Genomic DNA, 11989 nt, shown 5'->3' with positions numbered 1-11989 from the left:
CATGAGATGGCCAATTCCAGGACTCTATCCCGCGGTCGCCCTCGTGATCATGATTGCCGGCTGGTATGCGGCAGTGGAGATCTTCGACATTCCGCCCTATCTGCTGCCGTTGCCCGGCGCGGTCCTGCAGCGGATCATCGAGGATTTCTCGTTCCTGCTGCACCATAGCTGGATAACGACCTATGTCACGCTTGGCGGCTTTCTCCTGTCGGTGCTGATCGGTATTCCGCTGGCCATCATGCTGGTTGCCTGGCGCACGCTGGAGCAGGCGGTGATGCCATGGCTGATCCTGAGCCAGACCTTTCCGAAAGTGGCGCTTGCCCCCTTGATCGTCGTGTGGTTCGGGCTTGGTCTATTCCCCAAGCTGGTGGTGACCTTTCTGGTCGCCTTCTTTCCCGTGGTCATCTCGACCATCGTGGGGTTGCGATCGGTCGAGCGTGAGGTGCTCGAACTTGCGCAGGCGCTGCGGGCCAACCGGCTGCAGACTTTCTGGTATTTTCGCCTGCCGCTCTCGCTGCCCAACATCTTCGCAGGCATGAAGGTTTCGGTGGCCTTCGCTGTTGTGGGCGCGGTGATCGCGGAGTGGGTCGGGGCATCCCAGGGGCTCGGCTATCTCCTGCTTCAGGCCAATGCCAGCCTCGATACCACGTTGCTGTTTGCAGTGCTCGCCGCGCTGATGGTCATCGGCGTGGTCGTCTATTACGCGATCGAGCTTCTGGAAAAGATTGCGATCCCCTGGCACAACGTCGTGCGGCTGCATAGCGGCGCGGGAGCTTCCTGAGATGAACAGCCCTCAGCCGAACCTCTCCGCAAGCCGGGAGATATCGCAATCCATTCAGCTGCGCGATGTCGGCAAGCGTTTTGAAACACGCACGGGAGCAGTCGAGGCGCTGACCGGCATCAGTCTCGATATTGCGCCGGGCGAGTTCGTAGCGGTGGTCGGTGCTTCCGGCTGTGGAAAATCGACCATGCTGCGGCTGGTCGCGGGTCTGTTGCCCGCCACTTCCGGCGAGATCCTCGTGGGTGGCGTGCCGGTGACAGGTCCCGGGCCCGGAACCGGCATCGTGTTCCAGACCCCGGTGCTGCTGCCGTGGCGCAGCGTGCGGCGGAATGTGGAGCTGCCACTGGATATTCAGGCGGGATCGGACGAGCAGCGGTCCCATGTGGACGAGCTGCTCACGCTGGTGGGTCTGAGCGGGTTCGAGGAGAAGAAGCCCTACGAGCTCTCGGGCGGCATGCAGCAGCGGGTGGCGCTGTGCCGGGCATTGGTGACCTCGCCTTCGCTGCTGCTCATGGACGAGCCGTTCGGTGCGCTGGATGCGCTTACGCGTGAGCAGATGAATCTGGAGTTGCAGCGGATCTGGATGCAGTCGCCGAAAACGGTATTGCTGATCACCCACAGCATCACGGAAGCGGTGCTGCTGGCTGATCGGGTGGTGGTTATGACACCGCGGCCCGGACGCATTCAGGAGATCGTGCCGGTTCCCCTGCCGAGACCGCGCGATTTTTCCGTGATGCGTGATCCTGTGTTCTTTCAAGCGTCTGAGCGCGTACGCAGTCTCATGAACGCGGCCAGCTTCGTGGAGTGATCGATATGAGCGTGAGTCAGCCCAGACTGTCGCTTCCGGCCCATCGGCCGATCGTGATGAGCGATCGCGGCATGGTGGTGGCGGGGCATCCACGGGCAGCGGAGGCTGGCACCGCGATTCTGCGGGCGGGCGGGAATGCCATGGATGCGGCGATCGCCGCCGCCGCGACCCTTGGCGTTGCCATTCCGTTCATGAATGGGCTTGGCGGTGATGCGATCGGGCTGTGGTTCGATGCAAAGTCCGGGGTGACCGCGATCAACGGCTCGGGCAAGACGGCGAAGGCCGCAACCGCCGAGGCCATGCGGGCGCGCGGGCTTTCCGCCTTGCCGCGTCGTGGCCCGCTTGGCGTTTCTGTCCCGGGCGTGGTTGCCGCTTGGGCGCAGTCGCTCGAGCAATTCGGTACCAAGTCTCTGGCCGAGGTGCTGGCGCCCGCCATTCAGCTGGCGGAAGGAGGCGTGCCGCTCGACCGGACATCGGTCGCCTTCTTCAACGGGCCGGAATATGCGGAGCTCGCGGCGGAATTCCCGGGCCTTCCAAGCCTTTATGGACAGCCAGGCACGGCCAAGCTGGGCGCGAGGCTGAGACAGCCCAAAGTCGCTGAGACCTTGCGCAACCTCTCTCAACAGGGTTGGCGCGCATTCTATGAGGGCCCGCTCGCGGCGGCCTGGCTCGCCGAGGCGCAGGCGCAAGGCGTGCTCATCGAGGCATCGGATCTTGCCGAGCACGAGACCTTGTTCGATAAGCCCCTCTCGCTCGATTGGGGCGGCCGGCGGGTTCATGTGGCGCCGCCCAATTCGCAAGGCATCGCTCTGCTGGCCATGCTCGGTCTTGCGAATGAGGAAGAGGATCGCGCAACGGGAGCCGATGACCCGTTGGTTGATCCCGTGGCCTATCTGATGCGCAAAACTGCAGCTTTTCGTATTCGCGATGCCTATTGCGGCGACCCGCGGCGGATCAGCTTGCCAGCCGATATTCTGACGCCCCAATCCCTTTCTGCTCTGCGGAAGAGCGCGCGGGAGCCCATCTCAGTCTCCGGCGGCGGCGATACCTCCACCTTGGTGGTGGTGGACGGTGCCGGAAATGCGGTTTCGTGGGTGCAGTCGCTGTTCGAGGCATTCGGGTCGGGCATTGTCTGCGCCCAGCACGGGATCGTGCTGCATAATCGCGCCATGTTGGAGCGGCTCGATGATGATCCGGTCCGTAGCCTGAAGGGCGGGTACAGGCCGTTTCATACGCTCTGCCCGGCGCTGGTCACGGGCCAAGATGGGCTGGAACTCGCGATCGCCACGCCGGGTGATCACGGACAGCCGCAGTCGCTGCTGCAAGTGATGCGGAGGCATTTCGAGCAAGGGCTCGATATCCAGTCCGCGATCGAGTGGCCGCGCATCCGACATGATCAGGGCAGCACGGTGCTGCTGGAGGCTCGCTGCCCCGAAAGCTGGACCACGGTTCTGCAGGATGCCGGATGGACCGTGCAGCGGGTCGATGGCTGGTCGCGGCTGATGGGCGGAGTCAATGCCATAAGGCGCATGGCTGATGGGCTGCTCATGGGCGGTGCCGATCCTCGCCGGGAGTGTTATGCCTTGGGCGTTTGACCCAAAGGATCATCATGGATCAAGCCAGCAGCCTGCCGGGGGAGAGTGGCGCGGATTGGCGCGTGACCGCAAATGTCAGCGCGGCCCATTTCATCAGCCATTTCTACCTATTGGTGCTACCGCCGCTAATGCCTTTCATCAATCGTGAGCTGGGCATCGGCTATACGGAGCTGGCGCTGCTGATTTCGGTGTTCAACCTGATCACTGCCATATTGCAGACGCCGGCGGGGATTCTCGCCGACCGCATGGATCGGGTGAAGCTGCTGATCGGAGCGCTGGTCGTGGGCGCCAGCGGGTTCGCGCTCGCCGCTCTCGTGCCTCTGTATGGTGTGTTCATCCTCGCCTTCGCAGCAGCGGGGGCGGCGAATGCCATCTACCATCCGGCCGACTACGCCATTCTGTCGGAAAAGGTCTCGCCGCGCCGGGTCAGCACGGCATTTTCCGTGCACACCTTCGCCGGCTTCATCGGCTCGGCTGCGGCACCGGCCAGCCTTGCCTTCATCGCGTACCAGTTCGGCTGGCGGACTGGCCTGTGGGTGGCAGCGGCGCTTGGCTATGCGGTCGCGCTGCTGCTTCTGCTGCAGTTGCGCTGGCTGCAAGCGCCTGGTTCTCATTCCGCGGGGACAAGTCAGCAGGCTGGCAAGCACGCGGATGAGAAGACATCGTCGCTTGCTCTACTCAGGTCGCCGGAGATTTTGCGCAACAGCTTGATCTGGATCCTGCTTTCACTGGCTGGAACCGGGGTGCAGAGCTACGCGGCGCTCACCTGGCATGCTTTGAATGGGCTCAGCTTGGATCTCGCCAATCTTGCCCTTTCGGCCTTCCTGCTTGCCATGGCGGTTGGCATTCTGACCGGCGGCATGATCGCTGCCCGGACGGCGCGCCACAACCTGGTGGCGGCCCTCGGCCTTACCGGAACCGCGCTCCTGCTGCTGACCGGTGGCTTGGCTCCGATCGGGCCGATCGGCGTGCTGGTCGTGGCCTCGGCTGCCGGCCTGCTGAATGGGGTCGTGCTGCCATCCCGCGATCTGATCGTTCGCGCCGCGAGCGCGCCTGGCACCTATGGGCGGGCCTTTGCCATTGTCAGCACCGGCCTCAGCATTGGCGGCATCATCGCGCCATTGCTGTTCGGCCTGTTCTATGATCATGGCCAGTTCAAGGGCATCTTCCTGACCATCGGCCTGGTTTATTTCCTCGGGGCGATCCTCGTGGTTCTCCCATCCCGCCGGCCCAAGGCCGCCGGATAAAGGCATTTGCTTCAGAGGACGCGCATGACACTCTGGCACGGCACGGTTTCCGGCAGGAGCACTCACCCCATGCGCCTACCCAACCTTCGGCAGCTGCACATGTTCCGCATTCTGATGCAGACGCAGAACGTGACCGAGGCTGCCCGCCAGCTCAATGTGACCCAGCCAGCTGTGAGCAAGATGATCGCGAGCCTGGAGAGCAGCCTCGGGGTCCGCCTGTTTCGACGGGTGCGCGGCCGGCTCTATCCCAGCGGGGATGCCTCCCGGCTGCTCATCGAGGTCGAACGGCTGTTCGTGCAGCTCGAGGCGCTGAATGATGGAATGGAGGGGTTGCGCTCGAGCCAGGCGGGCACCGTCGCCATCTCCGCCATTCCATCGCTCGCAAGCTCGGTCGTTGCAAGGTGCCTTGCTGATTTCGCGCGAGAGCGGCCCGATATCCGCACACTGCTGATGTCGGAGAATTCCGCAAATATGATCACCCAAGTCGGCCTGCATCAGGTGGATCTGGGCTTTATGTATAATCATCCCGGGCCGGACAAATCATTGACCGCGGAGCTTGTTGCCGAGCTGGAGGTGGTGGCTGTGCTGCACCGGGATCATCCGCTTTCTGAGCACCAGGTGCTCACTCCCCAGGTGCTCGATGGGCATTCGGTCATTCTGTGGGAGCAGAATACGCCGCCCAGCCAGCTTGTGCGAGAGGCCTTCCTGCGGGAAGGTCTTGTGCCTCGGGATCAGTTCGAGACGAACAGCTCATCGGTGGCCAAAGCCATGGCCGCACAAGGGATCGGTGTGGCGCTGATCGACCCGACGATGATGCCGGGCCATAGCGACCACGAGCTGGTCATGCGAACATTCCGCCCGCGGATTCCGCTGCGTATCTTCTGCATCCAGTCAATTTATCGGCCGGCCTCGCAGCTCGCCCGACGCTTTCTCGAAGAGTTCCGGCTCACCATGAGTGGGCTGGCGGCACAGCTGCCGGTCAATGCAGGACAAGACGAGCGCGAGTCCATAACCTCCAATTCATGACTTTGGTAAGCAAAGTCATTGGACGTCACACAACCCAAGCTCAATAATCACCGAACAGCGGCCAGTCGAAACAGGCGGCCGGATTGGGAAAAGTGAAAATCCCGCCAGAAATAGCCACAAGAGCATGCTGGCGGCTGTGGGTGAGGCAGACGCCGAAGGCTGCAGGCGTTGCAAAGAATTGGGGAGCGGTGACCATGTTATGGAGATTTTTGCGTCTCACGTCGCTGGCTTGTCTTCTCGTTACCCTCGTTGCGGGCACGAGCCGGGCCGAGGAGAAGATCAGCTTCAGGCTCGACTGGACCGTTTACGGCGTTCATGCGCCGTTCTTCCTGGCCCTGGAAAAGGGGCTCTACAAGGAAGAAGGGCTGGATGTCAGCATCCATGAAGGCCAAGGCTCGGCCACTGTGGTGCAGCAGCTGGCGCAAGGGCAGGACCAGCTGGCCCTGATCGACTTTTCCACATTGCTGTTCAGCGTCGAGCAGGGGCTGCCCGTCACTGCCGTCATGCGCATCGTCAGCGACATATTGGGCGTGATCTCGCCCGCCGATGCGCCGATCAAGTCGCCCAAGGAACTCGAAGGAAAGATCATTGCCTATGCGCCTTCCGAGTCCAGCGGCATTGCCTTTGGCGCACTGATGAGCGCGGATGGCGGGGATATCAAGAAGGTCAATATCCTGAGCCCAGCCACCGGCGCGAAGAACACGCTGCTGCTGCAGCGGCGGGCAGATGCTATTCCCGGCAATATCAACGTGCAGCCGGCGCAGATCGAAAAGCTTGGCATGAAGACCACCCATTTCCTGTATTCGGATTTTGGGGTGAGCCTGATGGGGCAGGGCGCGGTTGCTAACAATGCCTTCCTCAAGGAGAAGCCGGAGGCGGTGCGCGGCTTCCTGCGCGCGACCATCAAGGCATTGGAGATGGCAAAGGCCAATCCGGAAGAGGCTGTGGACGCCATCATCAAGCAGATGCCGCAGCAGGACCGCAATCGGGATGTGCTGCTGGTGCAGTGGCAAGCCTCGCTGCCAGGGCTTTCGACCAAAAGCACAGAGGGCAAGCCCATGGGCGTGATGCTGACAGAGGACTGGGCGGCCATGCAGGATATCATGGAGAAGGGCGGCGCCCTCAAGCCAACGATGAAGCCGGAACAGATCTTCACCAATGACTACCTGCCGCAGCAGTAAAGCAGTCGAGTATTGCTGACATGAGACTCTGCATCATCGGCGCCGGCGCGATCGGCGTGTTCCTGGCCGCGCGGCTTGCAAAGTCGGGGCATGAGATCGCGGTGGTGGCGCGTGGCGAGCGGGCGGCAGCCATTCGCAGCAAGGGCATCATCCTGACCTGCGCCGATGGTGATCCGATCCGCGAGCGGCCCCATGTGGCCGAGCGCGGCGAAGAGCTCGGCCCGCAGGATTACGTGCTGGTGACCGTCAAAGGCTATTCGGTGCCAGAGACGACCGATACCATGCGATGCTTGGTCGGAACACCGGAAACACGGGCAGCCACTCAGGTGGTGTTCGTCCAGAACGGGTTGCCCTGGTGGTATTTTGCCGGTGAGCGTTCATCGGCCGGCGAGATGCTTGATCCGGGCGGCCGTTTGGCTGCCGCCATACCAGGCGACCGCACCATCGGCTGCGTCACTTACGCGAATGTGCGCAATTCCGGCCTGGGCGAAGCGCATCACGTCAGCGATAGCACCTTCGTTCTGGGGCGGCCGGATGGTCGAGAGGATGGTGTGCTGGCGCAACTTTCCGCAGCCATGATCGATGCCGGCATCGATGGGCGCGTCACGCGTGACATTCGCAAGGAGGTGTGGACCAAGCTGTGGGGCAATCTCGCCTTCAACCCGATCAGTGCGCTGACCGGGGCTGCCATGGACGAGATCATCACGAGCGCGGAGACACGGCCGCTGGTCATGGCCATGATGGCGGAAGCGCAGGCGGTTGCCGAGCGGACCGGCGTTCGGTTCGACTTGACGGTGGAGGAGAGGCTGACCAAGGCCGCTTTGGCAGGGGCGTTCCGCACATCAATGCTGCAGGATCTGGAGGCTGGTCGCCGGCTCGAGATTGATGCCATTATCGGGGCCGTGGCTGCGCTTTCCCGCGATCTCGGGGTCGCAACGCCAGCGATCGACACCGTTCTTGGCCTGATCAGGCAGAAGGCCAAGATGCTAAGGCTCGCCTGACGAGCAATCGGAGGACATACCGTGAGCCTGGACAGTGCTGACCGGTTTGGATTGCAAAGCTTCATGGGCGCGCCGCTGTCGCGGGATCTCAGCGGGGCGAAGGTTGCCATCCTCGGCATTCCCTATGACAGCGGGACGCATCCGGTTCGAATCGGCTCGCGGCTCGGGCCGGCTGCGATCCGCGAGCAGTCGGTGCTGGTGCGCGCGTATGAGCCACCGGAGCAAGACTTCAACCCCATTACCGCGCTTGGCGCTGTGGATTATGGGAACGTGCAGGTGTTTCCCTCGTCGGTGCGGGAGTCCTTCGCGGCGATCGAGGAGATGGTCACGGAAATCGCGAGCCGCGGCGTCATACCGGTCACCATGGGTGGCGACGGGGCGGTGACCCTTCCCCAGCTGCGTGCGATTCATCGTCAGCATCCGGACCTCGTGGTGCTGCATATCGATGCGCATACGGATACGTTTCCCGAGGACGGGATCGATCGCATCCGCTACAGCACGGCGACCACCTTCACGCGTGCCGCCGAGGAAGGCCTCGTACAGACCGCTCATTCCTTACACGTGGGGACGCGCGGGCCGACCTACCGGCAGGATGCCTGGGCGCATGCGAGTTCTCTGGGCTATCGCGTCATTCCCGATTACCTCATGCGCAAACGGGGCATGGATGATGTGGTCGCCGAGATCCACGATATGCTCGCGGGCCGCCCGGTCTATCTCTGCTTCGATATGGATATCTTCGACCCGAGCTGTGCGCCTGGTGTGTGCACGCCGACCTGGGGTGGCCTTACGGCATATGAGGGCTTGTCGCTGATCCGTGCACTGAGGGGATTGAATTTCGTTGCCTATGACGTCAACACGGTGAGCCCGCCCCATGATCCCGGTGGCATGACGGCCTTCCTCGCCGCATCCTGCATGCGCGAATTCCTGTTCCTCACGGTTTCGCAAAACACTTAGAGCGTTTCCGCTTTCATTTGAAATCGCGAAACCGCAAGCTCTTGCTCGGTCGCATTGTCTTCACGCGAACCGGTATCCACTTCGCTCGAAAATGCTCTAGGTGCTTCGCCGGTGATCCACCATCTCGGCCCGGGGCCTTGCTTTCCCATCGCGTCGTCGGGATTGAGCATCTTGCAGGTCTTCATCGACAGGCAGCCACATCCGATACAGTCATCCAGCCCTGACCGGAGGCGCTGTAGCTGAGCGATCTGCTCATCGATGCGTCTCGTCCATTTCTCCGACAGCAAGGCCCAGTCCTCGCCTGTCGGGATGTGATCAGTCGGCAGCTTATCGAGCTCCTGCTTGATCTCGTCGAGCCGCATGCCGAGCTTCTGTGCGAAGACGATAAAGGAGAGCCGGCGGAGCACGTGCCGCGGAAAACGCCTGTGGCCCGAACCTGCACGCTCCGAGGTGATCAAGCCACGTTCTTCGTAATAGCGAAGCGCAGAAGCGGCAATGCCGCTGCGCCGGGCGATCTGGTTGATGGTGAGTGTCGTGTCCATGGGAGGAATTTACTCAAAAGGCTGCTTGACCTCAAGTTAGCTTGAACTTGTAGAGCAAGACGCATCTGATCAACAGGCAAGGAGACAACAGATGCGTCAGATACTCCCGGATGTGTGGATGACCGAGCCTGAATGGCCGGACCGCCAGAATTGGCCCGATCTCAAGTTCAATGGATTTCTGATGATGAGAGAGCGTGGCAATCTGCTGTTCAATCGCAGCGAGCATGCTTCCGATCACGCTGACATGGCAAAGCTTGGCGGTGTCGCGCGGCATTACATTGCCCATGGACACGAGGCGGGACCGGGGCTGGCCGCGATCAAAAAGCGGTTCGGCAATGTGCTGCTTGCACACCGCGCTGCTGCCCGGGATGTGAGTCCGCATACCGAGATTGATCATCGTCTGGAGGGCGGAGATGTTTTTGTGGACGGGGTGGAAGTCATCCGCACACCCGGGCACACTGCGAGCAATGTCGCTTTGAAGGTGCAGTCGCGCCAAGGTGAGACTTATCTTTTCGTCGGCGACACGATCTTCCCGGCAAAAGACGGGTGGGAGGCTGTCGTTTTCCCCGATGAAGGTGGGGATAAATCGCAGCTCAAGCAGAGCCTCGCCGCGTTGGCGCGCTTAACTCCCGATGTTGTCTTTTTCAGCGCGACATTGACGGATGAGGGCTTCCACAGGTTCTCCCAAGGCGAATGGCAGGCAGCGCTCGAGGAAGCTGCCCATTCGCTAAAGTGAAGTGCGCTCAACCAAACTCATCTCCACGATCTTTGGGGCCGGTCGGGACGCGCCAACCGGCTCCTCTTCTCGTTGAAGGCGGGCGCGTCGGAATGCCGATCCGGGCGGATAGTTAGGGTTTGACCTAACTGTCTACTCGGTATATGACACTTCCCGACAAGGCAGAGAGCAGAGAGCGGATCAGTGACACCGCAAGCCGGCGGCAAAGGACAGGATCGCCAGCAGGTCCCGACGGCGGTCGTGGACAGTGTCTTTCGCGCATTATCCGACCCGACACGGCGCGACGTGCTGGAGCGACTGAGTTCACGGCCCGCTTCTGTGAGCGAACTGGCCAAAGCCTATCGGATGGCGCTGCCGTCCTTCATGGAGCACCTGAAAGTGCTCGAGAGCAGCGGGCTGGTCAGTTCTCGAAAGGTTGGCCGCGTGCGCACCTACCAGCTCGCGCCCGAGCCGTTGAAAATCGCGGAGAGCTGGCTCAGCCGGCAGCGCAGCCTGTGGGAGCGCCGCCTCGACCAGCTCGACAGCTATCTTATGAAAATGAAAGAGGAGGAAGCGAAATGACATCACCAGTGATCAAGATCGACCCGAAGCTCGACCTCGTCATCGAGCGCGAGATCGATGTTCCGGTCGAGCTGGTTTGGAAGGCATGGACGACGCCCGAGCATCTTCGCCAGTGGTTCGTGCCCAAGCCATGGACCATTGCCTCTTGCGAGCTGGATCTGCGGCCGGGCGGGATGTTCAGCACAGTCATGCGCTCGCCGGACGGGCAGGAATATCCAAATCTCGGGTGCTATCTCGAAGTCACGCCGAATGAGCGGCTGATCTTCACGGATACGCTGCTGCCCGGCTATCGGCCGTCACCAAAGCCGTTCTTTACAGCCGTGCTCGAGCTTGCCCGGCAGGGGAGCGGCACAAAATATACGGCCATTGCCATCCATGGAAATGATGCCACGCGGAAAAGCCACGAGGAGATGGGCTTCTTCGATGGCTGGAACACGGTGGTCGATCAGATGGTCGAGTATATCAAATCAAACAGGGCCAGCTTGTAGCTGCTGGCGACCGCGCGTCATATCATGCGAATGGGGTCGAGCTGGTTCTGATAGGGATGCAGGTCGTTCAGCGGTGACAATTGGGTCGGTTCAGTCGGCACCAATGTGTGGGACGAACGGTCTTCCGTCGGGGAAACGCCGTAAGCCTCACGATAGCGCTGCAGGAAATGAGAGTAGGAGTTGAAGCCGCAGCGGGTGCTGATGGTCGAGAAGTCGATCTTGGTGGCCTTGACCAGCTTGCGCGCCCGCGCCAGGCGGATCTTGCGGTAGTAGTCGGAGGTGCTGCATTTCAGCGTGCTGCAGAACATGCGGTCGAGATGGCGCCGAGACAGGCCGAGTCTGTCTGAAATGTCCTCAATCTTAAGGGGCTCTTGAATGGCCTCTTCCATCAGCCGGCAAGCCTCGCGGACGGTGGAGGGCAAGCCATTATAGGCCGAGGTGAAGATGTCGTCCTGGGGCGCGCAGAGATCGCGCCGATAAGGATGGATGATGGTGTTCGCCACCCGGGCCGCCACAGCGTGACCCAGCTGGGTGCTGACCAGGTGCAGCATGAGATCAACACAGGCGGTGCCGCCGGCGCAGGTCATGCGCGTATCGCACCACGTGTAGATGCGCTTTACGAAGTTCACATCCGGAAAGAGCTGGGCGAACAGGGGCAGGTTGTTGAAATGGGCAGTGGCCGTATGGCCATTGAGCACTCCCGCCTTGGCGATGTGATAGACACCGCTCTCGACCGATCCGATGGCTTTTCCATGCCGGGCGAAGCGTCGGATGAGGTTCTGCGTCTCGCTGTTCTCGTATTTGTCGTGCTTGAAGCTCGAACAGACGATGAGCGCGTCAAAATCGCGGAGATCACGGATATGGCAATGGGCCTTGAGCGGAATGCCGCTGCTCGAGGGCACCATGGGATCTGTATCGTGTACGAGGATGGTCGAGAAGCGCGGGTCCGGGTAGAGCGAATTGGCAACCCGCAAGGTCTCCATCGCCGAGACCACGCCGAGCAGTTGGAACTCTGGCAGCAAGAGAAAGGCGATCGTGTACATCTCTTTCCATCCACCAACGTGAGCAT

At 61.6% G+C, this 11989-nt stretch carries 14 protein-coding genes; 11 read left to right on the top strand and 3 right to left on the bottom strand.

Annotated features, from left to right (window positions below; translation table 11 throughout):
• Position 1: 1 nt before the first annotated feature.
• From RCF49_RS09935 to RCF49_RS09915, 5 genes are all read left to right on the top strand, one after another.
• The gene (locus RCF49_RS09935; protein WP_342643868.1) at positions 2 to 781 is read left to right on the top strand and encodes an ABC transporter permease; all 780 of its coding nucleotides are present in this window, start codon (positions 2 to 4) and stop codon (positions 779 to 781) included.
• A gap of 1 nt (position 782) precedes the next feature.
• On the top strand, positions 783 to 1589 hold the full coding sequence (locus RCF49_RS09930) for an ABC transporter ATP-binding protein (RefSeq protein WP_342643867.1): 807 nt from the start codon (positions 783 to 785) through the stop codon (positions 1587 to 1589).
• Positions 1590 to 1594: 5 nt separating this feature from the next.
• Positions 1595 to 3184 carry a gamma-glutamyltransferase family protein gene (locus RCF49_RS09925; RefSeq protein ID WP_342643866.1) on the top strand — a complete coding sequence of 530 codons (1590 nt, stop codon included), beginning with the start codon at positions 1595 to 1597 and terminating at the stop codon, positions 3182 to 3184.
• Positions 3185 to 3198: 14 nt separating this feature from the next.
• Positions 3199 to 4431 (top strand): MFS transporter, encoded by a 1233-nt coding sequence (locus RCF49_RS09920; protein ID WP_342643865.1) that lies wholly within the window; start codon positions 3199 to 3201, stop codon positions 4429 to 4431.
• Positions 4432 to 4500: 69 nt separating this feature from the next.
• A complete protein-coding gene (locus RCF49_RS09915; protein ID WP_342643864.1) occupies positions 4501 to 5457 on the top strand; it encodes a LysR substrate-binding domain-containing protein in 957 nt (318 codons plus the stop codon).
• Positions 5458 to 5497: 40 nt separating this feature from the next.
• Here the strand turns inward: RCF49_RS09915 and RCF49_RS09910 are convergent, their stop codons facing one another.
• Complete coding sequence (locus tag RCF49_RS09910; protein ID WP_342643863.1) at positions 5498 to 5653, bottom strand: hypothetical protein; 156 nt, start codon at positions 5651 to 5653, stop codon at positions 5498 to 5500.
• On the opposite strand from RCF49_RS09910, the gene RCF49_RS09905 reads away from it, so the two are divergent.
• From RCF49_RS09905 to RCF49_RS09895, 3 genes are read left to right on the top strand one after another with little or no spacing between them, the layout of a single operon-like run.
• The gene (locus RCF49_RS09905) at positions 5652 to 6638 is read left to right on the top strand and encodes an ABC transporter substrate-binding protein (RefSeq protein WP_342643862.1); all 987 of its coding nucleotides are present in this window, start codon (positions 5652 to 5654) and stop codon (positions 6636 to 6638) included. The genes RCF49_RS09910 and RCF49_RS09905 overlap by 2 nt on opposite strands.
• A gap of 20 nt (positions 6639 to 6658) precedes the next feature.
• Complete coding sequence (locus RCF49_RS09900; RefSeq protein WP_342643861.1) at positions 6659 to 7639, top strand: ketopantoate reductase family protein; 981 nt, start codon at positions 6659 to 6661, stop codon at positions 7637 to 7639.
• A 21-nt stretch (positions 7640 to 7660) separates the two neighbouring features.
• Entirely contained in the window at positions 7661 to 8593 is a 933-nt protein-coding gene (locus tag RCF49_RS09895; RefSeq protein WP_342643860.1) for an arginase family protein, read from the top strand.
• On the opposite strand, the gene soxR is transcribed toward RCF49_RS09895, so the two are convergent.
• The gene (soxR, locus tag RCF49_RS09890; protein ID WP_342643859.1) at positions 8590 to 9135 is read right to left on the bottom strand and encodes a redox-sensitive transcriptional activator SoxR; all 546 of its coding nucleotides are present in this window, start codon (positions 9133 to 9135) and stop codon (positions 8590 to 8592) included. The two genes, RCF49_RS09895 and soxR, sit on opposite strands and share 4 nt — an antisense overlap.
• 91 nt (positions 9136 to 9226) lie before the next feature.
• Between soxR and RCF49_RS09885 the strand changes: the two genes are divergently transcribed.
• From RCF49_RS09885 to RCF49_RS09875, 3 genes are all read left to right on the top strand, one after another.
• Positions 9227 to 9871 carry an MBL fold metallo-hydrolase gene (locus RCF49_RS09885; RefSeq protein ID WP_342643858.1) on the top strand — a complete coding sequence of 215 codons (645 nt, stop codon included), beginning with the start codon at positions 9227 to 9229 and terminating at the stop codon, positions 9869 to 9871.
• A 183-nt stretch (positions 9872 to 10054) separates the two neighbouring features.
• A complete protein-coding gene (locus RCF49_RS09880; protein WP_342643857.1) occupies positions 10055 to 10432 on the top strand; it encodes an ArsR/SmtB family transcription factor in 378 nt (125 codons plus the stop codon).
• Positions 10429 to 10920 carry an SRPBCC family protein gene (locus tag RCF49_RS09875; RefSeq protein ID WP_342643856.1) on the top strand — a complete coding sequence of 164 codons (492 nt, stop codon included), beginning with the start codon at positions 10429 to 10431 and terminating at the stop codon, positions 10918 to 10920. Before RCF49_RS09880 ends, RCF49_RS09875 begins: the two co-directional genes overlap by 4 nt.
• Before the next feature lie 17 nt (positions 10921 to 10937).
• Here the strand turns inward: RCF49_RS09875 and RCF49_RS09870 are convergent, their stop codons facing one another.
• Positions 10938 to 11963: a GlxA family transcriptional regulator gene (locus RCF49_RS09870; RefSeq protein ID WP_342643855.1), complete on the bottom strand. Its 1026-nt coding sequence runs from the start codon at positions 11961 to 11963 to the stop codon at positions 10938 to 10940.
• Positions 11964 to 11989 lie beyond the last annotated feature (26 nt).

This window comes from Rhodoligotrophos sp. CJ14 (assembly GCF_038811545.1).
GTDB lineage: Bacteria > Pseudomonadota > Alphaproteobacteria > Rhizobiales > Im1 > Rhodoligotrophos > Rhodoligotrophos ferricapiens.
Note: the sequence above shows the minus strand (reverse complement) of the source record. Positions and strands in the feature narration are given on the sequence as shown.